Origin of the sequence: Sorangium sp. So ce363 (genome assembly GCF_051520435.1) — a bacterium.
Classification (GTDB): Bacteria; Myxococcota_A; Polyangia; order Polyangiales; family Polyangiaceae; genus Sorangium; species Sorangium cellulosum_B.
The window spans coordinates 5,109,485-5,131,626 of the sequence record NZ_CP150333.1 but is presented as its reverse complement, the minus strand read 5'-3'; the positions used below and the strand labels follow the sequence as shown (position 1 = coordinate 5,131,626).

13 protein-coding genes are annotated in these 22,142 nt (G+C 73.7%); 8 read left to right on the top strand and 5 right to left on the bottom strand.

From position 1 onward, the window contains the following. Nucleotides 1-56: 56 nt before the first annotated feature. Nucleotides 57-695 carry an RNA polymerase sigma factor gene (locus WMF12_RS19445; protein ID WP_437873044.1) on the bottom strand — a complete coding sequence of 213 codons (639 nt, stop codon included), beginning with the start codon at nucleotides 693-695 and terminating at the stop codon, nucleotides 57-59. 314 nt (nucleotides 696-1,009) lie between these two features. Between WMF12_RS19445 and WMF12_RS19440 the strand changes: the two genes are divergently transcribed. Both WMF12_RS19440 and WMF12_RS19435 read left to right on the top strand, forming a co-directional pair. Then, nucleotides 1,010-1,561 (top strand): hypothetical protein, encoded by a 552-nt coding sequence (locus WMF12_RS19440; protein ID WP_437747138.1) that lies wholly within the window; start codon nucleotides 1,010-1,012, stop codon nucleotides 1,559-1,561. A gap of 191 nt (nucleotides 1,562-1,752) precedes the next feature. Then, nucleotides 1,753-2,121, top strand: a complete 369-nt coding sequence (locus WMF12_RS19435) for a septal ring lytic transglycosylase RlpA family protein (protein WP_437748003.1) — start codon at nucleotides 1,753-1,755, stop codon at nucleotides 2,119-2,121. A 15-nt stretch (nucleotides 2,122-2,136) separates the two neighbouring features. On the opposite strand, the gene WMF12_RS19430 is transcribed toward WMF12_RS19435, so the two are convergent. Further along, nucleotides 2,137-4,563 carry a PQQ-binding-like beta-propeller repeat protein gene (locus tag WMF12_RS19430; RefSeq protein WP_437873043.1) on the bottom strand — a complete coding sequence of 809 codons (2,427 nt, stop codon included), beginning with the start codon at nucleotides 4,561-4,563 and terminating at the stop codon, nucleotides 2,137-2,139. A gap of 222 nt (nucleotides 4,564-4,785) precedes the next feature. On the opposite strand from WMF12_RS19430, the gene WMF12_RS19425 reads away from it, so the two are divergent. The 3 genes from WMF12_RS19425 to WMF12_RS19415 all read left to right on the top strand — a co-directional run bounded on the left by WMF12_RS19425 (nucleotide 4,786) and on the right by WMF12_RS19415 (nucleotide 7,322). Further along, nucleotides 4,786-5,412, top strand: a complete 627-nt coding sequence (locus WMF12_RS19425; RefSeq protein WP_044965217.1) for a CDP-alcohol phosphatidyltransferase family protein — start codon at nucleotides 4,786-4,788, stop codon at nucleotides 5,410-5,412. Between the two features lie 125 nt (nucleotides 5,413-5,537). After that, a complete protein-coding gene (locus WMF12_RS19420; RefSeq protein WP_437873042.1) occupies nucleotides 5,538-6,128 on the top strand; it encodes a Uma2 family endonuclease in 591 nt (196 codons plus the stop codon). A gap of 231 nt (nucleotides 6,129-6,359) precedes the next feature. Next, entirely contained in the window at nucleotides 6,360-7,322 is a 963-nt protein-coding gene (locus WMF12_RS19415) for an outer membrane protein assembly factor BamB family protein (RefSeq protein ID WP_437873041.1), read from the top strand. A 31-nt stretch (nucleotides 7,323-7,353) separates the two neighbouring features. Here the strand turns inward: WMF12_RS19415 and WMF12_RS19410 are convergent, their stop codons facing one another. Further along, complete coding sequence (locus tag WMF12_RS19410) at nucleotides 7,354-8,088, bottom strand: hypothetical protein (RefSeq protein WP_437873040.1); 735 nt, start codon at nucleotides 8,086-8,088, stop codon at nucleotides 7,354-7,356. A gap of 320 nt (nucleotides 8,089-8,408) precedes the next feature. Here WMF12_RS19410 and WMF12_RS19405 point away from each other — a divergent pair, with 320 nt between their 5' ends. From WMF12_RS19405 to WMF12_RS19395, 3 genes are all read left to right on the top strand, one after another. Further along, nucleotides 8,409-9,938: a hypothetical protein gene (locus WMF12_RS19405; RefSeq protein WP_437873039.1), complete on the top strand. Its 1,530-nt coding sequence runs from the start codon at nucleotides 8,409-8,411 to the stop codon at nucleotides 9,936-9,938. Nucleotides 9,939-10,162: 224 nt separating this feature from the next. Then, nucleotides 10,163-14,068 carry a serine/threonine-protein kinase gene (locus WMF12_RS19400; protein ID WP_437873038.1) on the top strand — a complete coding sequence of 1,302 codons (3,906 nt, stop codon included), beginning with the start codon at nucleotides 10,163-10,165 and terminating at the stop codon, nucleotides 14,066-14,068. Between the two features lie 204 nt (nucleotides 14,069-14,272). Beyond that, nucleotides 14,273-16,027, top strand: coding sequence for a hypothetical protein (locus tag WMF12_RS19395; protein ID WP_437873037.1), 1,755 nt, complete (start codon nucleotides 14,273-14,275; stop codon nucleotides 16,025-16,027). A gap of 320 nt (nucleotides 16,028-16,347) precedes the next feature. Here WMF12_RS19395 and WMF12_RS19390 read toward each other — a convergent pair whose 3' ends face one another. Then, the gene (locus WMF12_RS19390) at nucleotides 16,348-20,208 is read right to left on the bottom strand and encodes a TIR domain-containing protein (protein WP_437873036.1); all 3,861 of its coding nucleotides are present in this window, start codon (nucleotides 20,206-20,208) and stop codon (nucleotides 16,348-16,350) included. Nucleotides 20,209-20,437: 229 nt separating this feature from the next. Beyond that, nucleotides 20,438-22,072 carry a hypothetical protein gene (locus WMF12_RS19385; RefSeq protein ID WP_437873035.1) on the bottom strand — a complete coding sequence of 545 codons (1,635 nt, stop codon included), beginning with the start codon at nucleotides 22,070-22,072 and terminating at the stop codon, nucleotides 20,438-20,440. Nucleotides 22,073-22,142: the final 70 nt, after the last annotated feature.

The following is a 22,142-nucleotide window of genomic DNA, read 5'->3' as shown; positions in this document are numbered from 1 at the left end:
TTCGGCTCATACCACAGGGCCGACGGCCGCCGAGCCCCCTTCGGGGGAGGGAAACGTCACGCCGCGAGGCTGACGCTGGACAGCATCGCCTCCAGGCGGCTCTGGATCTTGTGGCGCTTCGAGTACACCGTCTTCACGCTGATCCCCATCCGCGCCGCGATCTGCTCCGGGGGCAGGCCCTCGGCGAAGTAGAGCGCGACGAACTCGCGGTCCTTGTTGGAGAACGCGTGGAGCACCCGCCCCACGAGCGCGGCGCGCTCGCGGCGCTCGGCCTGCTCCTGCGGCGAGGGGCGCTCGCAGGGGAGCTCGACCGCCGCGTCGTCGAGCGGGGCACAGCGCGGCGCGCGCCGCCTCGAGCGCAGATGGTCGTACGCGCAGTGGACGGCGAGCGTGCCGATCCAGGAGCTCAGCCGCGCGCCGCGGCCTGCGTCGAAGGTCCTCAGCTTGCGCATGTCGTTCGAGAGCAGCTGCACGAGCAGCGTGGCGTGGATGTCGCGGATGTCGTCCTGCGCGACCACAGCGGAGAAGCGGGCGATCACGCCGCTGATGCAGCGGTGGACGAGCCGATCGTAGCGGGCGTGGAAGGCGCGCCAGGCGCGCTCGTCCCCCGCGATCATCGCCTCCACCAGCGCACCTTCGGCGAGCTCGCCGAGGTCTTCGCGTCCGTTGTCGCCGAGAAGCAAGTCGTTGGGCATGCCTGGCTCCTGTGCACCCGACGTGCCAGCGAGGACCGATGCGCGGGGCGTCGCGTCGCTGCGCGGCGTCCTCGCCCGGCGGCGGCCGTCGTCGCGCGATCTTCCGCGGAGCGCCGACGCGGCACGCGATCTCCGGAGCCGCGGAGCTCGGGCGACGAGCGCGCGTCGCAGGGGTCATCGCAGCGGCGGCGGGTCGTCGCGGACCTGCGCGTGCCCGAGGCGCTGTTAACGCGGGTTCACGCGCCCGGCGCCGTTCTGGAGACCCCGCGCGCATCGGCTCGGCGCGCGGGCCTGTTTCGGGTTATGGACGGATCGTGCTCTCCGGTCGTGCCCTGGCCCTCGCGGTCCTCGCGTGGTCGCTCCTCAAGGTCGCGGTGCGCCGTCTCTTCGACGACGGTCCGAGCGGGCTCGCGCTCTTCCGCGAGAACTACGATGCCGATGGCCTGCCGCCGCTCTCGCCCGCCGAGCGCGCGGCCCTGCCCCGCTTCTCCCGCTGCATCGCGTGCGGGCGCTGCGACCTCGGGGAGGCCGAGCGCATCGCGGCCTCCAGGGGGGCTTACCGCGGCCTCATGACCGTGGTGCTCGCGTCGTCGCGGAGCATGCCGGACTTCGACGCGGCGGCGCTCGCGCTCGCGCACGTGCCGGAGGAGGTGCTCGCCGAGAAGGAGAGGATCTGCCCGACCGGCGTGCCGTTCCGCGAGCTGGCCGGGTTCGTTCGGGCCAAGGCCAGGCCCCAGGCGGCGCCGTCCGCGGACGGGGCGGGGAGCGGCGAGCCCTCGGCCCTGGCCCTGGTCGCCGCGGTGACCTCGCCCGCGGCCGACCTCGACCCCTCGTCGGCCGATCGCGCCGCGCCCGAGGCGACGTGATGACGCCCGGTGGACGCCGCGGCGTGGCGAGGACGCTCGCCTTCCTCCTCCTCTTTTGCACCCCCGCCTGCTCCGCTCACCAGCCTGCAGCGCCCCGCACGGGAGCCGACGCGCCGATCGCGCTCGGCGTCGCGCCGAGCACCCCGCCGGCGCCCCCGCGGCACCAGGCCGAGGACGACGATCCGGACGACATCGACAGCGTCTCCACGCCGATCGCGCCCGCGAGCGCGCGGAGCGCGGCGAAGGGGACGCCGATCCAGGGCGGGCGCGCCACCTACTACGCCGACAAGTTCAACGGCCGCCGCACCGCGAGCGGCGAGCGCTACAACCCGCGCGCGCTCACGGCCGCGCACCGGACGCTGCCCTTCGGCGCCGTGGTCGACGTGGTCCGCCGGGACGGCCGCCGCGTGCGCGTGCGGATCAACGACCGCGGCCCGTTCAAGCGCGGCAGGATCATCGATCTGTCGCGCAGGGCCGCCGAGCGGATCGGGCTCATCGAGGACGGCGTCACCCAGGTGACGCTCGAGCTCATCTGGAAGCCGGCGCGACGGCCGCGCTGACGCGCGCCGCCGCGGCTACTGGACGAGGCTGAGCCGCGGGGCCGCGGCGAAGGCCGCGAGGTGGCCGCTCTCCTCGGCCACGTAGACGTCGCACCGCTCGTCCACCCGCAGGAGATCCGGGATGAGGTCCGTCGGCACCTTGCCGAGCAGCGCGCCGTCGCGCGGCCGGACGACGTGCACCTCGCTCTGCGGCACGAACAGCGCGCCCGAGCGGAGCACCGGCTCGAGGCGCCGCGGCCTGTCGCCCTCGACGCCGCCCGCGATGACGTGCCGGTACCGGACCGCGCCGTCGTGCGCGCCGACCCCGACGATCTCGCCTGCCTCGCTGTTCACGACGACCACATCGTCCACCATGAGGCACGAGGCCGTCGACGCGCACGCGGTCAGGTCGAAGCGCGTCGCCCCGGTGCGGCGATCGATCCCCACGAGCCCCGTGCCGCGCCGCCCGTGGGTCACCACGCACACCGTCTCGGGCCCGAGCAGCGGCGCGCCGACCGGCGCCACGTGCTTCGGCAGATCGACCGTCCACCGCGCCTCGCCGGACCACGGGTCGAGGTGGTGCAGCCGCGCCCCGCCGCGGCCGACGAAGGCGCCGTCGCCCGCCAGCGCGAAGAGCGCGTCGTGATCGACCGCCACCGGCGACGCGAACGGGAGCCGGTCGCAGAAGCGCCACACGACCTCGCCGCTCAGCACGTCGAGCGCCGCGAGGGCCGGCTCGCCGCTGCCCACGAGGACGAGCTTGCCCGCGCGGCGGAGCCGGAAGTTCTCGCCGCGCCGCGCGGCGTAGCGCCAGCGCACCTCGCCGGAGTAGAGGTCCACGGCCGCGAGGTGGCGCGTCCCCTCGCTCACGATGAGCATCCGCGGCAGCCCGGGGGCGCTCACCACCGCGCCCGAGGCGTTCGCGCCCACGCGCGGCGAGAGCCGCGTCGACCAGGCGACCTCGCCGCTCGACAGATCGTGCAGCTGCAGCGTGCCGTCGGGCAGGAGCCGCCCGAGGCCGACCGGCGTCATCACCGAGACCGCGCGCGGCGCAGGCTTGCGCCACAGGCACTCGCCGGTGCGCCGATCGATGCACGTCAGCTCGCGCGTCGAGCCCACCACCAGCACGTCGCCGCAGAGGAACGTGGCGCGGAGATCGAGCGACGGGATCGCCGCGATCCACCGGGCCGTGAAGCGCAGGCGCGTCCGCCCGAACGTGTCCTCGGCGGCGGCCTGCGGGCGCGCCGCCGCCGCGAAGGCGCGGTACGTCTCCGGGGCCACGTTGATCTTCGCTTCGTTGCGCGTGAGCTCGCGGAGCCGCTCGGCGAGCTCGCGGACGCGCGCCCGGAACTCGAACAGGCGCAGGTTCGACGTCTGCCCGCGATCGCGGCGCACCAGGCTGCGCGCGAGCGCACGCCCGAACGCGACCACGCCCTGGGCGAGCGCCGCCACGTCGACGGCCGGGAAGGTCCAGGTCTGCGCCCGCTCCTCGGCGGCCGCGAACGAGGGTACGCGGCCAGCGCCGGGCGCGCGGGGATCCGCGGAGGGGACGCGGCCCACGCGGGGCACGCCGAGCGTGAGCGACAGCGCCCCCTCGCTGTGCAGCCGGACGCCGAGGATCGCGCCGCCGACGGTCAGCCGCCGGTGGTAGGGCTGGCGCCGCGCCCACGCGTCGAGCGACTCGAGCGACAGCGACGCGAGCTGCTCGGCGAACGGGAAGACGAAGACGTCGGGCAGCTCCCGCGCCTCCTCGCCCACGAGCACGCGGATCTTGCCCCGGAAGAGGAGCGAGAAGAGGTCGGCCCGGAGCACGGCCGGCTGCGTGAGCGCCGCGCCCTGCGACGTGCGCAGGAGCGCCTCGGCCGCGATGGCGATCGGGATCTCGCCGGTCGGCTCGACGCCCACGATCGCGGGCTCGCCTCCCGCCTCGTCGGGCGAGAACGGCAGGGAGGCCGCGAGGCACCGCCGCGCGGCCGGGAGCCGCTGCTCGCCGATCCCGCCGAGATCCGCGTCGTTCTCGGCGAAGGCGGCGTCGCGGCGCGCGCCCGGGCCCCTGCGCGAGGCGAACCGGTCGATGGCCGCGAGGAGGCGCGCGCAGAGCGCTTCGCCGTCGAAGCGCCGCTCGTGCAGGGCGACCTCGGGCACGTCCCCGCCCTGGAAGACGGTGACGAGGAGGTCGCGGCCCACGCGCTCCAGCCCGAGCTCCCAGGGGTCGGGCTCGAGGCACAGGCGCACGACCGCGCGCGCGCGGCGTCCGGAGGCGAGCTCCGCCGCGGCCTCGGCGAGCTCGCAGAGCAGCGGCAGCGCCTCGGCCTCGGCGCGTAGCGGCAGCGCCGCTCCATCGAGCGGAGGAGACGCGTTGCGCGCCCCCTCCAGGACGAAGTCGAGCACATCGTGCAGCGACGTGCGCTCGGGCTCCGGTGAGCAACGGGTGTTGTCGGCGACAAGTGACAGTCCGGGCATCCGCCGACGGATGCTAGGCAGCGCGCGGCCCGGTCCTAAGTTTTGTGCGCGGATCGCCGCGGAGTGGACAAGCACGTGCCACCTGGCTAGACGGCGCCGGCGCCGGGCGCGCCGCGGCCCGAGGCGCCCTGCGACGCGAGGACGCCCCGAGAACGGCGACGCGCGCCGCGCAGAATGGTTGGCAATCGAACCGGACGTGCGACACTGCGCACCCCGAGCGCCATGCCTGCCGAGAGACCGCCCCATTTCTCGATGCTCCGGTCGTTCGCGCTCGCCGACTTCGTCACGCTGGCGAACGCGGCGAGCGGCACGCTGAGCATCCTGCTTTGCCTGAACTACGTGGCCGAGCGCGAGCGCATCTATATCTGGGTGGCGTTCGGGCTCCTGCCGTTCGCGCTGGCGTGCGACGTCCTCGACGGCACGATCGCGCGCTGGCGTCGCAAGCACTCGCCGCTCGGGGCCGATCTCGACTCCCTCGCCGACGTGGTCTCGTTCGGCGTCGCGCCCGCGGTGCTCGGCTACGCGCTCGGCCTGCGCGGGCCGTGGGACGCCGCCGCCCTCGTCTACTTCGTCGCCTGCGGGATCAGCCGCCTCGCGCGGTACAACGTGACGGCGGCCGAGCTGTCGGACGAGCGAGGAAAGGTGCGCTACTACGAGGGGACGCCGATCCCCACGAGCCTGCTCATCGTGCTGCTCTTCGGGGTGCTGTTTGCCAAGGAGCGCGTGCACGAGCAGCTCTGGCTCGGGTCCATCGCGCTCGGCCCCTGGGCGTTCCACCCGCTCAGCCTGGTCTATGTCGTGAGCGGCAGCGCCATGGTCAGCGGCACGTTGAGGATACCGAAGCCGTAGCGGGGAGGGGCAGGCGCGCGCCGACGCGCGCCGGGGAGGGGCAGGCGCGCGCCGACGCGCGAGCGTTCAGGTTCGGCGCGCCACACACCCTTGCCTCTCCCTGGGCGTCCAGGCAGGCTCCGGTCATGGGTCAGCCCGCCGGGAAGCAGCCCCGCGCCACGTACGCCGACCTCGAAGCCGTCCCGTCGAACAAGGTGGCGGAGCTCGTCCGCGGCACCCTGCACGTGTTCCCCCGCCCGGCGCCGCGGCATGCGCGAGCCGCGTCCCGGCTCGGGGGGAAGCTGTCCGGCCCCTTCGACCTGGGCGAAGGCGGGCCCGGCGGCTGGACCATCCTGGTCGAGCCTGAGCTGCACCTCCCCGACCCGCGCACGCCTGGTGAGTTCGACGTGCTCGTGCCCGACCTCGCCGGCTGGCGGATCGAGCGCATGCCCGAGCTGCCCGAGACGGCCTTCTTCCCGCTCGCTCCGGACTGGATCTGCGAGGTCCTGAGCCCGTCGACCGAGGACGTCGATCGCACGGAGAAGATGCCCCTCTATGCGCGCGAAGGCGTGCTCCACGCGTGGCTCGTCGATCCAATCCGGCGCACCCTCGAGGTCTTCTCGCTCGCCGCGGACAGGGGCTGGGAGCCCGGCCCCGTCCACCGCGACGCGGCGCGGGTCCGGGTCGTGCCCTTCGAGGCCATCGAGATCGATCTCTCGGTGCTCTGGGCGAAGTAGCGGAGGCGAGTCCCCGGTCCGGCGGGCCGCGCACGGTCGCTCTCGATCACGGGCACCCGGCGGCGATAGACTGTCCGGATGCGGCCCTGCTGGAGCTGTGGTGCCTCGCTGGAGGCAAGTCGTGATGGGATCGCATGCCCGCGCTGCGGCGCAGATGCCCCCGGCGTCGCAGGCGCGGCTGCGCCGCGGGGCGCGCCCGCGCCCGCGCCGGGGCCATCGCGGGCGACGAAGGTGCTCCTCGCCGCGGCGATGGCCGCGGTCGGGATCGGCTTCGCGGTGATGTTCTTCGCGCGCGTCGACCCGCCGCAGGAGCCCGCGCCGCGCGCGCGCCCGCTCTCCACGCAGCTCGACGCCCTCTGCTTCGTGGACGCGAACGGCGACGACGCGCCCGACCCGGTGCTGTGGCAGGACGGCAAGACCCGCGGGCGCGTGGTGGCCGTCGACGGGCGCAGCGGGCAGGGGATCTGGGCCTCGCAGGAGATCGAGGAGCCGGACGCGCTCGCCTGCGCGGACCCGAACATGGTGCTCGCGGGCGGGGGCGACGCCGCGCTGCGCGCGCTCGACGCCCGCACCGGCAAGGAGCGCTGGGTGGCGAACCTCCCCGGGGTCCCCGACGAGATCGCGGGGGGCGACGGCTGCGCGACCGTGGTGATGAAGGACGGCACGGCGACCGGGATCAAGCTCGAAGGGGGCGGGGCGGCCGACTGCCCGACGGCGCCGCAGCCGTCGGCGATCACGGGGCACTTCTGGGAGCGCAAGAAGAACCCCCAGGTGGTCCAGGCCGGCGGCGTGGAGGTCGTGCTCACCGCGCCGGCCGGGGGCCCGCCGCGGCTCACCGCCGAGGGGCGGCGGGGCAGCGAGCCGCTCTGGAAGAAGGAGCTCGCCGCGCGCGCGCCGCTCTCCGGCGGGCGGCCCGACCTGTTCCTCGTCGCGAGCGGCGGCGCCGCCGTCGTCGTCGGCGTCGACGTGGTGAACGGCACCGAGCCGCGGATCATCTCCCTCGATCCGGTGTCCGGGGCCGCGCGGTACGAGCGCGCCGCGGCCTACCTCGGCGACCGGCTCACGGCGGCGAAGGCGTCCGGCCCCTACGTCTACGTCATCAGCGGCGCCGCGGTGAGCGGCGCCGCGCTGCGCGCGATCGATCCGGCGACCGGAGAGACCGCGTGGCGCGCGACCACGCCGCCGTCGCCGTGAGCCGGTCGCCGGCGTGGCCCGCGGCGCGCCCTCAGCAGAGGCAGCCCACGAACGTGCCCGAGAACAGCGGTCGCTCCATCACGGCGGCGCCGCACGTCGGGCACGTATCGCCGAGCTTGAGCTCGCGGGGCTGCGGCGCCGGCTTCGCCGGCTGCGCGGAAGGGGACGTCCCCGCGACGGCGAGCGGCTGGAACTCCACGATCGACACGCGCGAGAACCCCTGCCTCGGCGTGGCGCTGCGCTGCGGCGACGTCAGGAGATCGTGCTTGCTGCGGACCGGCAGGATGGGCCGCGACATGTTGATGTACGCGAGCTCGATCGTGTAGAGCGCCGGATCGAGCATGCGCGGGTCCTCCGGCTGGACGATCCCGTGCTGGAAGGCCTCGATCAGCATGTCGACGTCCGTCCTCGCGTTGCGGTTGCGCGCGGCGTCGACCAGGAAGAGGCCATTGCCGTAGTAGGCGGCGTTGAGCCAGAAGCCGGTGCCCGCGGTGTGGTAGCCGCCGGTCGCCCACTTGTACCCGCGCAGCGAGCGCACGTGTGTCGTCAGCGCGTTCGCGAGCGCGTACGACGTCATGCCGAGGGGCAAGAGGCTCACGAGCGCCGCCGGGTGGAAGTTCAGGCAATCGCTGCAACAGACAGGCACCGTCGGCACGAGCGCCTGCGCCGGATCGATGCAGACCTGGACTTCCGATTCGCTGCGATAGCAGCCGGTAAAACACGAATGCCGCTCGACGGCGGCCAGGAGCGCGGCGGGAAGTGCCATGCGGGGAACTATACCGTCCACGAGGGCGCATGGCTGCCACGAGGCGCAGCGGCGCCGCCGTTGTCCGAGGCGTGCGCGCCGCGGCGAGCCCAGGTGTTCGCGACGTTCGCGCGCACGTGCCCGCGTGGTCGCGTCTCGCATCTCGCCTGCTCGCACGATTGCGAGCAGACGAGCGCAATTGCGTCCTTCGTGCGCCTGTCACAGGATCGCTGCGTGCTGATCGCCGTACACCCTGAGCGCTTGCTCTGCTGCCGGTGCGTCCTCGATGGAGAACGCGCGGAGCGGCGCGGGCTCCGGTGCAGCGCGGGCGTCAGCGCCTCGTGTCCATCGGAGTGCCGCGCGGACGCACGGACGGCGTGACGGGGCGGGAGCGTTCGCTGCTCGTTGCGCTCGCCGGCGCGCTCTCGGCGCTGCTCCCGGCGCTCGCGCTCTCGGGGTTCACGGTCGACGACGCCCTGATCACGGCGCGTTATGCGCACCACCTCGCCCGGGGGCTGGGCTACCGCTTCAACGCGGCCGGGCCGGTGACCGACGGCGTGACGCCGCTCGGGTGGGCGTTCGTGCTGGCGCCGTTCGCGGCCGGCGGGCCGCTCGCCGCGCTCGCGGCCGCGAAGGCGCTCGGCGCCCTCGCGTGGACGCTCGCCGCCGGCGTCCTGGCGCTCGCGATCGATCGCGCGTCCGCTCGTCCCATCCGGTTCGCGGCGCTCGCGCTCGTGCCGGCGTCGGCGCCGCTCGCCGCCTGGAGCGTGGCGGGCATGGAGACGGGCGTCGTCGCGGCGCTCGGGGCGCTCGCCGTCGCGCTGCCGGCGCTCGGCCGCGCGCTCGCCGGCGCGGCCTGCGCGGGGGCCGCGGCGGCGCTCCGGCCGGAGCTCCTGCCGTTCGCGCTCGTCGTCGCGCTCTCGGCCCAGGCGGCTCCGCGCCGCGACGCCGCGGGGGGCGCGCCGCCGCGCCCCGCGTGGGCGCGAGCGCTCGCCGCGCTCGCGCTCGCGGGCCTCCCCTTCGTCGCCGTGGCCCTGGCGCGCCTCTCGATCTTCGGGCGGGCCGCGCCGCTCGCCGCGCTGGCGAAGGCGCCGGACGCGGCGCTCGGGGCCCGGTACGCGCTCGCGTGTTTCCTCCTGACCGGGCCTGCGGCGCTGATCGCGCCGGCCGCGTGGCGCGCGCTCCCCGCGTGGCCGCGCGGGCTGCTCGCGGCGGTCGCGGTGCACTTCCTCGCGATCGCGGCGGCGGGCGGCGACTGGATGCCGCTGTCGCGGCTCGTCGTCCCGGCGCTGCCCGCCGTGGTGCTCGCGGCGGCCCACGTCGCCTCGGTGGCCCACGCGCGCGCCACGGCGCTCCGGCTCGCGCTCGCGCTCGCGGGGGAGCTCTTCGTGATGGTCCGGGTCGGGCCGACCGCCGCGCGGGTGGGCAGCGACCGGCTGCGCGTCGTCGAGGAGCTCCGCGGCGCGCTCGCCGGGGCGGAGGTCGTCGCGGCGCTCGACATCGGCTGGCTCGGGGCGGCGACGGGCGCGACCCTCGTCGATCTCGCGGGCGTCACGGATCCGGCGATCGCGGCGCTGCCCGGCGGGCACACAACGAAGCGGATCCCCGGGGCGCTGCTCGACGCGCGCCGGGTGGACGCGCTGGTGCTGCTGCTCGCCGAGGGCGAGGCGCCCGCGTCGCCGTGGCCCGCGTCGCGGTTCGCGCGCGGGGTGGAGCAGCGCGTCGCGCGCCTGCCCGGCGCTGGCGACGCGTTCGCTCCCGTGGCGGTGAGCGGCCTCCCGCACCTCCGCTACGTCGTGCTGCGGCGGCGCGCAGACGACGCGGACGCAGGCAAAGCGCCCCGTGACGCGGGCGCGCAGCGCGACAGGTAGGTGAGCCGGCGAGGCGCGCCGGTGCGCCAGCGTGTGCGCCGCGCCGATGCGAGCGCCTGCGCCGCGACATGCGTCCCTGGGAGGTGGCTCGGCCAGGGGATCGGCCGCGGTGAGCCGGCGCGCACGCCGCGCGGCGTCGAGCGAAGTGACAGTGGACGGACGGCGCGCGCCGCTGGCACGCTGTGCGATAGCGGCAGAGCGCCCGCCAGGAGCGCGTCAGCTCGATGCAGGCAGGAGAGGTCGTCGACGACCGGTTCGAGATCGAGGAGCACGCCGCCTCGGGCGCGACGGCGCGCGTGTACCGCGCGCGCGACCTCCGGTCCGGCGAGCTCGTCGCCCTCAAGCTCCTCCAGACAGCCGCGACCGCGTCGCTGAGCGCCCTCGCGCGCGAGCATCTCGCCCTCGCGACGCTCGCGATCCCCGGCGTCGCCCGTTACGTCGCGCACGGAGCGACGGGCGGGGGCCGGCTCTACCTCGCGATGGAGTGGCTCGATGGCGAGACCCTCTCGGAGCGGCTCGATCGCGGCCCGCTCACGCTCGCCGAGGGCCTCACGCTCGCCGCGCGCATCGCCGAGACGCTCGCCGCCGTCCACCAGCTGGGGTTCGTGCACTGCGACGTGAAGCCGGGCAACCTCATCCTCGAGGGCGGCGACCTCCAGCGCGTCCGGCTCATCGACTTCGGCGTCGCGCGCTTCTCCGGGGATGATGAGGAGGAGTTCCCGACGCTCGGCGACATCCGCGGCACGCCCCAGTACATGGCCCCGGAGCAGGCCCGCGGCGAGCCGCAGATCGACGCGCGCGCCGACGTGTTCGCGCTCGGCAGCGTGCTCTTCGAGTGCCTCACCGGGCGCGCCGCGTTCGGCGGCAGCGACCCGCTCTCGGTCCTCATGAAGGTCCTCCTCGAGGAGCCGCCGCGGCTCAGGGAGCTCCGCGACGACGTCCCGGCCTGGCTCGATCGGCTCGTCGCGCGGATGCTGTCGAAGGCGCGGGAGTCCCGGCCGCGCGACGCGGGCGTCGTCGCGGCGGCGCTCGCCTCGGAGGCGCTGGATTCACGCCTCGACGCGGGTCCGCCGTCGCTTCAACCCCCGTCGTCCCACCCGCCGGCGCAGCGCGGCCGCGAGATCACGACCAGCGAACGGAAGGTCATGTGCCTCCTGCTCGCCCGGGAGGGCCAGGCCGACGCGGAGGCGACGCTCTCCGACGTCGAGGACGAGGCGAGGGCGCGGGCGATCCGCGAGATCGTCGAGCGCCACCGCGGCCGGATCGAGCTCCTGGAGGCGCGGTGGCTGCTCGTGACGCTCTCGGGATCGGCCGCGCCCACCGACCTCGCGGCGCAGGCGGCCCGCTGCGCCCTCTCGCTCAGGGAGCTGCTCGGCGGCGCCCGCCTCTCGCTCGTCATCGGCCGGGCCGAGGTCGCCGCGCGGCTGCCGGTCGGCGCGGTGATCGATCGCCTCGTGCAGCTCGTGCAGGGCAGCCGCGAGCCCCTCCATCCGGCGGCGATCCGCATCGACGACACGACCGCAGGCCTGCTCGGCGCGCGGTTCGACGCCACCCGGGACGCGTCGGGGTGCTGGCTCCACGGCGCGCGCGAGGAGCCCGAGACGCAGCCCTCGCTCCTCGGCCGGCCGGCGCCCTACGTCGGGCGCGAGCGCGAGCTCGGGCTGATCGAGGCCGAGATCGACGCCTGCTTCCGCGGGGCGGCCCCGGGCGCGGTGCTGGTGACGGGCGCGGTGGGGTCGGGCAAATCGCGCCTCTGCTACGAGCTCGTCCGCGCGCTCCGGTCGCGCAGCGAGCCCCTCGCGGTGTGGCTCGGCCAGGCGGACCCGATGAGCGCCGGCTCCGCCTTCGGCCTGCTCCAGCGCGCGCTCCGCCGCGGGCTCGGCCTGCGCGACGGCGAGCCGATCGAGTCGAAGCGGCGCAAGATCCGCGCGCGCGTCGAGCGCCGCTGCGGCGCCGCGGCGGCCGCGCGCGTCGCGCCGTTCCTCGGCGAGCTCGCGGGCGCGCCGTTCCCGGACGACGACGACGTGCAGCTCAGGGCGGCGCGGCGGCACCCGCTCCTGATGAGCGACCAGCTGCGCCTCGCGTGGGAGGATTTCCTCGACGCCGAGTGCGCCGCGCAGCCGGTGCTCCTCGTCCTCGACGACCTGCACTGGGGCGACCTGCCGACCGTGACGCTGGTCGAGGCCGCGCTGCGCAACCTGAAGGGCAGGCGGTTCGCGGTGCTCGCGCTGGCGCGGCCCGGCGTGCACGAGCTCTTCCCGGGGCTCTGGGGGCCTCACCTCGTCCGGGAGGTCCGCCTCTCTCCGCTCGCGCCGTCGGGCGGAGAGCGGCTCGTGCGGGAGGCGCTCGGCGCCCGGGCGAGCGCGGAGCTCGTGAGGACGCTCGTGGAGCGCGCCGACGGCAACGTGTTCTACCTGGAGGAGCAGATCCGCGCCGCCGCCCGCGGCCGGACCGCGGCGCCGCCGGAGACGGTGCTCGCGATGGTGCAGGCCGGGCTCGACGCGCTCGACCCGGAGGTGCGCCGCGTGCTGCGCGCCGCGAGCGTCTTCGGCGAGGCGTTCTCCGAGGCGGGGGTCGCCGCGCTCGTGGGCCGATCGGAGGTCGCGCGCGAGGTCGACGAGCTCGTGCGGCACGAGGCGATCGTGCGGATCGGGCCGCGGAGCGCGGCCGGCGACGCCGCGCTCCGGTTCCGCCACGCGCTCATCCGCGAGGCCGCCTACGGCATGCTGACCGAGGGCGATCGGCGGCTCGGCCACGCGCTCGCGGGCGGCTTCCTCGCGCAGCGCGGCGAGGCCGATCCCATGGCGCTCGCCGAGCACTTCGAGCGCGGCGGCGAGCCCGCGCGCGCGGCCACGGCGTACCTCGCGGCGGCGCGGCAGGCGCTGCGGGGCAACGACCTCGGCGCGGTGCTGGCGCGCGCGGCGCGCGGCGTCGCGTGTGATCCGGCGCCCGTCACCGTGGGCGAGCTCCGCCTGCTCGAGAGCCAGGCGCACTTCTGGCGCGGCGATCTCGCGCTCGCCGAGGAGCGCGCCGCGGCCTCCGCGGAGCACCTCGCGGAGGGATCCGCCGCCTGGTTCGCCGCGCTGACCCGGATCATCATCGCCGCGGGCGCCACGGGCGGCCTCGAGCGCGTCGAGCGCTGGGCCGCCGTCGCGCGCGACACGCCTGCGCCCCTCGAGGACGGGAGCTCCGCCAAGAGCGCCTGCCTGAGCTCCGCCGCGCTCATGCTGATCTTCGGGGGCCGCTATGCGCTGGCCGACGCGCTGCTCGAGGGCGCGGAGCGCGCGATCGAGGGCGCCCCGGCGCCGGATCTCGAGGCCGTGGCGAACCTCCACGAGGCGCGCGCGATCCGCGCGCACGCGGGCGGCGACCCCGGCGCGAGCCTCGCGGGCATCGCGGCGGCGCTCGCGGCGTTCGAGCAGGCCGGCGACGTGCGGCGGGCGTGCATGGCGCGCATGAACCTCGGCTACTCGTACGGCCAGGTGGGTCAGCTCGAGGAGGCCGAGGCGGCGCTGCGCCAGGCGCTCGCCGAGTCGGAGCGCATGGAGCTGCGCGGCACCACGGCGTACGTCCTCCAGAACCTCGGCCTGGTGCTCTCCTACCGCGGCCGGCTCGACGAGGCGAGGTCGGTCGAGGAGACCGCGTGCGCGATGCTGGAGCGCCACGGCGACGTGCGGATGGAGGGCTGCGCGCGCGTCTACCTCGCGAGCATCCTGCTCCTCGCGGGCGATCCCGAGGCGGCGGCGCGCGAGGCGCGGGCCGCGGACGCGATCCTCGAGCGGGCCCCGCCGATGCGCGCCTACGCCGTCGCGGTGCTCGGGCGCGCGCTGCTCCACCTCGGCAGCCCTGGCGACGCGCTCGCCGCCGCCGAGCGTGCGCGCGCGCTGCTCGAGGAGGTGGGCGTGGAGGAGGGCGAGTCGGTGGTGCGCCTGGTCTACGCCGAGGCGCTGTCGGTCTGCGGGCGTCGCGCCGACGCCGCGCAGGCGATCGCCGAGGCGCGCGATCGCCTGCTCGCGCGCGCCGAGAAGATCAGCGACGGCGCGTTCCGGGCGCACTTCCTGGAGCGGGCCGTGGACAACGCGCGCACGCTCGAGCTCGCGCGGGCGTGGCTGGGCGAGGCGGCGGAGTAGCCGAGCGCGCTCGTCGCTCCTGGCGAGGCGCGCTGCGCGGTCCGCGCGCCGGCCGCTGCGCCGCCGGGGTGGCCTGCGCCGTCGTCCTCCGGTCGATCCTACCGCTAGCGAGCGGGCGGCGCGACCTCCTGACCGCGAGCGAGCGGGCGGTGCTACGCCCCGTCGGAGGGCGGTCGGCCAGGTCGTTTACACTGGGAGGCGGCGATGAGGAGCCGCCCTTTCATCACGCTGCGCCTCCCCAGGGTCGTTCATCCGGGCGAGACGTTCGACGTCGGGCTCTCGCTCGAGAGCGCCGCGAAGACGCCCATCAACTTCGTGCGCGTGGCCCTGCGGCACACGCACGAGCGGCTGGTTCCGGTCGAGGGGACCTTCGAGGTTCGCGATCTGCTCCTCCTCAGCGAGGAGGTGGCCGGGGAGGGGCGGCTCGGCGAGGGGATTCACCGCTACCGGGTCTCGTTCGCGCTGCCTGGTGATCTCCCGCCGACGTTCGCCGGCGCCTTCCAGGCGTGCCGGTGCGAGGTCCGCGCGCACGTCTCCATTCCGTGGTGGCTCGACGCGCGGGAGAGCCAGGAGGTCCTCGTCCGGCCCAGGTCCGCTCGGCGGCCGGAGGACGAGCCGTTCATCGACGCGAGCCACCGGGGGCGCGGCGCGTTCGTCGAGGTGTCGCTGCCGGGCCGGACCCTCACCCCGGGCGCGATCGTGACCGGGGCCGTCGCCTTCGGGGGTCTCCCGGGGCGCTACCCCTTCGGGCTCCGCGTCGCGCTGGTCGGCAATGGGGTGGAGCAGGTGAACGCGCGCAGCGGTTCGTACGAGAGCTGCCCGAACGTGTTCTTCCAGGATGTCACAGGGATCGCCGAGGGAACGGAGGTGCCTTTCCGCATCTCTCTGCCGGGCGATCTCGCGCCGTCCTTCCGCCTCCGCGAGGTTGCCCTGGAGTACGCGCTGGAGGTGACGATCGAGCACCTGGCGGGCGGGGAGCTGGTGCGGCACCGCGTGCCGGTGATCGTCGGCCTGTTCGAGCCGCGGACCGGGCGCGACGGAAAGCGGCCCCGGATCGGCGCGGATCGCTGGCGCGCGGTCTGGGCGCGCGCGGGGCGGCGGGCGGGGCTCTCGCTGGAACGGGGGCTGCGGCTCCGCGGCGTGCGCGCGGGGTGCACCGTCGAGGTGGCCTCTGCCGTGAAGGGGTTGAGGGCCGGCCTGGGCGCGACGGTGCGGTTCGCGGAGCCCTGGGGGTTGCGCCTCGACGTGCAGTGGCGGCGCGTGCTGGAGCTCGATGGGCTGGAGACGGGGGACGAGGGATTCGATCGGCGCTTCCGGGCGGCGGGACGGGAGGAGGCGCAGGTGCTGGCCGTGCTCGGGCCTGCGCTCCGGCGTGCGCTGCGTGCTTTCCATCGGGCCGACGTGGACGACAGGGAGGCGTGGGTGTGGAGCGCCGCGGAGGCGTCGGACGAGCACGCGCTCGACGCGTTCCTGGCGCAGGTCAACGCGCTCGCGCAGGCGCTCGCGGAGGCCGGCGCGGCGCTGCCGCCGCCGGCGGCGATGGCGGCGTGGCTGCCCGCGTGGCGCCGCTTCGCGGAGGAGAGCGACGGGGCGCTCCGGGTCGGTTCGATGCGGCTCTCGGGGACGCTCGAAGGGGCGCGGTTCGAGCTGGAGACGCTGTTCAAGGGGGCCGTTCCTGCGAGGACGCGGGTCTCGTTGCGGCTGGATCCGCCGATCGAGGGCGCGGCCCGGCCGAGGAACGCGGCGGAGCAGGGGATCGCAGCGGCGATCCTGGAGCAGGCGGCGCGCCTCGGTGGGGTTGCGGATGCGGAGGAGGGGGTCGCGGTGGCGCCGGGCGCGATCGCGGTGGTGATCGGGGCGCCGCTCGCGGATCCGGCGGCGGCGCGGGAGGTGTTGCGGCCCATGCTGGCGCTCGCGCGGCAGATGCGGGGGGAGGGGCGGGGCGGGCCGTACCGGTGAGGGGGAGCGAGGGCGGTGACGAGCCATGGCCGGGGGCTGGTCGGCAGGGCAGGCGAGGATGTCGGATATGGCCTGGGGCCTGGTCGGCGGGGCAGGTCGGTATGTCGGAGATGGCCCGGCGGCTGGTCGGCGGGGCAGGTCGGCATGTCGGAGATGGCCCGGCGGCTGGTCGGCAGGGCAGGCGGGCATATCGCGATATGGGCGGGGGACTGGTCGGCAGGGCAGGCGAGGATGTCGAGACATGGCCGGGGGCTGGTCGGCAGGGCACGCAGCATGTCGCGACAAGGCCAGGGGTGCACCCGGGGACCTGGCCTTGGGAGCTACCCGGATTTCCCTCGGAGCGCTTCAACCGCGCGCCGGATGCCCCTCGCCACGTCGGTCCAGGCTTCATGGCGATCCGGCCAGCTGGTGACCGGTCTGGCATCCCTGGGTAGCACCTGGAATCTGGCAAATGACGCGCTTTGCCAGTCGGTCGGCCGAAGGATGACCGGGATGACGCTGGCCTTCCCGGCGTCGTGGCGTGCGAGGGCGCGCTTCATCTCGTTGTTGAAGCAGTAATCCGAGTCGAGGAAGTTCGCGCTGACGAGGAGAAGGATCACGTCGGCCTCGTCGAGGTGCTCGTCGATCTGGCCAGCCCACGCCTCGCCGCCGATGATGCGGCGATCATGCCAGCTCTCGAGGAGACCCTCGCGTTTGAGAAGGGCGAGGTGGTTCTCCAGCTCGTCGCGAAGAGGCTCGTCCTCGTGGGAATAGCTGAAGAAGAGGCGGATGGCCTTCTTCACGGGGTCAGCTGGTGCCGGAGTTGTGAAATAGAGATGCCAGAGGTTGCCGTTTGCGTCTCCCGCACAGAGAAGCTCATGCGAAACAGCCATGCTGACGAATGAGCAGGATCCGCGCACTGTCTCCAGGCATTCCCCTGTAGAAGCTCTCCATATTTTGAGTGTCCTGTCGTTGGAGGCCGACACGATACGCTGGCCATCGGGGCTGAACGCGCATACATTGACCCCATCGGAGTGGCCTTCGAGGGTGGCGAGCAGCTGCCCGGTCGCGAGGTACCACACCCTGAGCGTCCTATCACTGGAGGCCGAGACGATGCGCTGGCCATCGGGGCTGAATGCGCAGGCATTGACCCCATCGGAGTGACCTTCGAGGGTGGAGAGGTGCTGCCCCCACACCTTGAGCGTCCTATCGTAGGAAGCCGAGACGATGTGCTGGCCATCGGGGCTGATGACACAGGCATTGACCGATTTGGAGTGGCCTTCGAGGGTCAAGAGGAGCTGTCCGGTTGCAACGTCCCAGACCTTGAGCGTCCTGTCCCGTGAGGCCGAGACGATGCGCTGGCCATCGGGGCTGAATGCGCAGGCATTGACAGAATTGGAGTGGCCTTCGAGGGTGGAGCGGAGCTGCCCGGTCGCGAGGTCCCATACCTTGAGCGTGCTGTCGTCGGCGGCCGAGACGATGCGCTGGCCATCCGGACTGATCGCGCAGGCATTGATCCAATGGGAGTGGCCTTCGAGGGTGGAGAGGAGCTGCCCGGTCGCGAGGCCCCATACCTTGAGCGTCTTGTCGTAGGAGGCCGAGACGATGTGCTGGCCATCCGGGCTAATCGCGCAGACATTGACAGAATCGGAATGGCCTTCGAGGGTGTAGAGGCTCTGCCCGGTCGCGAGGTCCCACACCTTGAGTGTTTTGTCGTTGGAGGCTGAGACGATGCGCTGGCCATCTGGGCTGATCGCGCAGGACTTGACCACATAGGCGTGGCCTACGAGGGTGGAGAGGCTCTGCCCGGTCGCGAGGTCCCATGCCTTGAGTGTTTTGTCGTTGGACGCGGAGGCGATGCGCTGGCCATCTGGGCTGATCACGCACGATTTGACAGAATCGGAATGGCCTTCGAGGGTGGAGAGGAGCTTCCCGGTCCCGAGGTCCCATACCTTGAGCGTTTTGTCGTTGGAGGCCGAGACGATACGCTGGCCATCTGGGCTGATCGCGCATGCATTGACCGACCAAACATGGCCTTCGAGGGTGGAGAGGAGCTTCCCGGTCCCGAGGTCCCATACCTTGAGCGTCCTGTCGTCGGAGGCGGAGACGATGCGCTGGCCATCGGGGCTGATCGCGCATGCATTGACCGACCAGACGTGGCCTTCGAGGGTGGAGAGGAGCTTCCCGGTCGCCAGGTCCCATACCTTGAGCGTTTTGTCGTCGGAGGCGGAGACGATGCGCTGGCCATCGGGGCTGATCGCGCACGCCTTGACCCGACCGGAGTGGCCTTCGAGGGTGGAGAGGAGCTTCCCGGTCGCGAGGTCCCATACCTTGAGCGTCCTGTCGTTGGAGGCCGAGACGATGCGCTGGCCATCCGGGCCGATCGCGCATGCATTGACCGACCAGAAGTGGCCTACGAGGGTGGAGAGGAGCTTCCCGGTCGCGAGGTCCCATACCTTGAGCGTTCTGTCGTTGGAGGCCGAGACGATGCGCTCGCCATCCGGGCTGATCGCGCATGCGTTGACCGACCAGACGTGGCCTTCGAGGGTGGAGAGGAGCTTCCCGGTCGCAAGGTCCCATGCCTTGAGCGTGCTGTCGTCGGAGGCCGAGACGATGCGCTGGCCGTCGGGGCTGATCGCGCAGGCATTGACCCGACCGGAGTGGCCGTGCAGTGTGCGCTCCTCTCCAGTCCACATCCGTACCGGATGCCGCAGCCGGATCTTCGGCAGGCTACGCGGGAACTGCACTGTCCGCGCAATTTGTTCCGCCTCCCACCCGGCCGAGCGCAGCCGGTTGTAGACCAGCTCCGGCAGCGCCTCCTGTGCTTCGCGGAGCCAGTGCGACTCGGCCCGCACCGCCCGATAGAGCAGGTCGATCTCGCCATCTCCGAGCTCCTTCGCGCTCAGGCGCAGCGCATCCTCGAGCGCCGAAGGCCCATCTTCGCGACAGAGCGCCTCCAGCAGCCCGAGATCCCGACACAGGCCCCGCATCTTCTCCCGCTCGCCCGCCGCGAGCGCGTGTGCGAGCGCATGGCGCGCAGCATACCGCTTCCGGAAATCGCTCTCCCTCGTTCCCGTCGGCCACCGCGCCGTCGTCTCCAGCAGCCGCCGGTGCAGTTCGGCCATGCGCTTCGGCCCGAGCTTCTCCGCGACGAAGGCGCGAAACGCCTCGTGGTACGGCCGGTACGCCCGCGCGCCGCGCCACGACGCCGGCTCTTCCAGGAGCAGCGTCCGCGCGGCGCGAAGGAAGTCCTCCCCGGTCTCCACGTTCTTCCAGCCCCCCGCCGCATCGATCTCCTCGATCGGCACCGCCTCGCGCGCTGCGCACACCAGCCCGAGCCCGCTCGCGACCAGCCCGAACTGCTCGCCCGGCAGGCTCCGAAGCTGTTGCCAGATCTGCTCTAGGAACCCGCTCAGTCCGCGAGGCAGGCGCTCCACGCGCCGCAGCTCGACCGGCTGTTCTTCGAGCCATTCCCTGAGCTTCACCGCATAGAGGAGGTTCCCCTCCGCCCGCGCGACCGCTTCCTCGACGAGCCTCGGGTCGAGCGGAGGCGTGAACCGCGGCGCCTGATCGCCCCAGAACGCGCGGCAGGCCTGCTCGTTCGATCCCGCCCACGCGGGCGCGTCGAGATCGAGGCGCCGGACGTTCCCGCGGCTCTCCAGCCACGCGAGGTGCGGGTACTGCGGGCGCGAGGCGCAGAGCGCGTGCACGCGCGGCGGCAGCGCATACGGCAGGAAGCTCGGCAGCGGGTTCTGTCCGGCACCGTCGCTCCGCGCCTCGTCGAGGCCATCCACGACGAGCACCAGGCGCTCGCCTCGGGGGGCGAGTTCGTGCTTGGAGACCTTCGCCAGGAGCTCGATCAGCCGGCTCTCCGGCCGCGCCTCAGGGTCCCTCTGCGCCGGGAAGAGCGCCTCGATCTGCGCCGAGAGGGAGCGCGCGACCGCCTCGGGGCGATCCCAGTCCATGACGTCGCGCCGGAGGAAGTGGTGCGGCGCCCTGTGGCCGCGCTGCTCCTGCACGTCGAGCCATCGCGAGAGGATCGCGCTCTTGCCCATGCCGGGCCCGCCCGTGACGAGCACCCAGCGGCCCGAGACGCCCGCGCCGTCGAGGTGGCGATCGATGGCCGAGAGGACGTCCTCACGACCGAAGAAGTGCTCGTGGCGGCTGCGCTCGATGCCGAAGTCGATGAGGTCTCTCGCCACGGCGCCAGTCTAACAGCGCGCATGCCCCGCCCGGCGAGCGCCGCGCGATGCGGACCAGGGCTTCGAGCGGCGTGTCCGCGCTCCCGGCACCCGTCCGCGGATGGCGCGGCGCCCGCAGGATCCCCGATCTGCGGCCCCTACCGTCCGATGCGCGCGCGGACGGTGGCGCGCGCCTTCGCCGAGAGCGTCTCGAGGGAGGGATTCGCGCGGATGTCCCGGTCCCCGAGCCTCAGTCCCAGCGGTCGAGCTTGTAGGTAACCCGCCCGTTCTTCGTGGTGACGCGGAAGAGGTAATCCCACTTGCCGGCGCTCTTCTGGAGCTTGATGCCGCAGGCTGACGCCTCCTTGGCTCCCGCGATGGTCGCGTTCTTCGCGTACGCCTCCATGGTGGCGCGGATGCCGTGGTACTCGCTTCGCAGGTCTTCCGGAAAGAAGCCGCCGCTGCGCTCGTGGTTCACGTCTCGCGCGCCGTCGAGGAGGAAGAAGACCGACTGGCCCTGGTGCGGGTACTTGTCCGGGCCGTCCCACATCGTCGGCTGCAGCGCGATCGCCGTGACGTCCTGGAACTGCCCCGCCTTCAGGTTCCACGCGCTCGCCGGCGAGCCCTTGACGTACATGTACCAGCTCACCTGGTTCCGCTTCTCTTCGCGATCCCACTGGAGGATGGGCGGCGAATCAGGGTTCGCGGCCGTCACCAGCGCTGCGTACGACGCGTTCTGCTCGGGCACGAAGAACTCGATGCGCTCCGCGTCCGCGAGCACGGTCCGCTGGAACTTCTCCCAGGTCATGATGACCGGCGGCTGCTCCACGGACGCTGCGGCCGTGGTGATCTTGGCCTTCAGGTGGCCGAAGACGCCGCCGCCCCGCTCCTGGGGCGCACCCGCCTTCGGCTTCCACAGCGCCTGGATGTCTTCCAGCCTGGCGAACCGGCGTTCCAGCGCGCCGGCCGAGCCGAGCTTTTGCACGATGGCCTCGGCCTGCGCGATGTTGCCGGCGCTCGGCGCCGCCTGGGGGCGCTGGTAGAGGAGCGGGTGCATCTTGGCGTCGAACTTCGCCTTGATGTCGGCGAAGCCGAGCCCGGCCTGGATATCCTCCAGGAGGGTGCCGATCATGCCGCTGCGCACGTGGCAGAACCCGGCCGGCGCGGTCGCCGCGGCGAGCCATGTGAGGTTGTCGCGGGCGACGGGGTTCTTCGTCGCCGCGCGCGCCTCATGCAGGTCGAGCAGCCACTTGGCCACGCCGATGCACTTCTCCGAGCGGTAGAGGTTCCCGGTGGTCAGGAGGGTGTGCGCCTGCCTCACGACCTCGAGCGGGAACTCGGCGAGCCCTCGGCAGAGGGTGCCGTAGTCCTGGAGCTTCTCGGCCACGACCTGCGAGGTGGTCTGCACGGCGGACGGCTTGAAGACGAGCTCCCGCCCGGGCGCGACGGCCATGTGCTTCCAGGAGAAGGGCGGCTTCTGGCTCTTGTTGCTCGGCATCCCCCACGTGCGCTCGTCGGAGAGGAAGACGCCGGTCACCTTCGCGCGCGCGACGAGGAGCGCCATGGCCTCGACGGACGTCCGGAAGAACGGCGGCGCTGCATCGGGGGCCCACGCGATTGACGTTGCGGTCCCATCGGGCGCGACCTTCACCAGCCCGCCGAAGCGCTCGACGAAGCGGCGGCACGCGCTGCATGTGTAGTGCTGGCGCCGATCCGCGCGAAGCCCGTCGAGGAACGCGTCGAAGAGGCCGGCGGCGTCCGTGGTGAAGAGGCGCGCGCCGCCGGCGGTCACCTCGCCGAAGCGGGCGCGGATGGCTTCGAGGAAGGCCGGGTACCGTTCGTCGTCGATCGGCTCAGCCTGCGTCGTCGTGATCGCGTCGGACATCGCGTGCTCCTTGAAGGGCGTCGGTGCGCCCATCGTATCTCGGTCCGCCTCGTTTCGAGCGTCGTTCACG

Excerpts from the sequence above, each read along its gene's own strand:
- WMF12_RS19445 (WP_437873044.1), bottom strand. The coding sequence starts at position 695 with ATGCCCAACGACTTGCTTCTCGGCGACAACGGACGCGAAGACCTCGGC.
- WMF12_RS19430 (WP_437873043.1), bottom strand. The coding sequence starts at position 4,563 with ATGCCCGGACTGTCACTTGTCGCCGACAACACCCGTTGCTCACCGGAG.
- WMF12_RS19425 (WP_044965217.1), top strand. The coding sequence starts at position 4,786 with ATGCCTGCCGAGAGACCGCCCCATTTCTCGATGCTCCGGTCGTTCGCG.
- WMF12_RS19420 (WP_437873042.1), top strand. The coding sequence starts at position 5,538 with ATGGGTCAGCCCGCCGGGAAGCAGCCCCGCGCCACGTACGCCGACCTC.
- WMF12_RS19410 (WP_437873040.1), bottom strand. The coding sequence starts at position 8,088 with ATGGCACTTCCCGCCGCGCTCCTGGCCGCCGTCGAGCGGCATTCGTGT.
- WMF12_RS19400 (WP_437873038.1), top strand. The coding sequence starts at position 10,163 with ATGCAGGCAGGAGAGGTCGTCGACGACCGGTTCGAGATCGAGGAGCAC.
- WMF12_RS19395 (WP_437873037.1), top strand. The coding sequence starts at position 14,273 with ATGAGGAGCCGCCCTTTCATCACGCTGCGCCTCCCCAGGGTCGTTCAT.
- WMF12_RS19385 (WP_437873035.1), bottom strand. The coding sequence starts at position 22,072 with ATGTCCGACGCGATCACGACGACGCAGGCTGAGCCGATCGACGACGAA.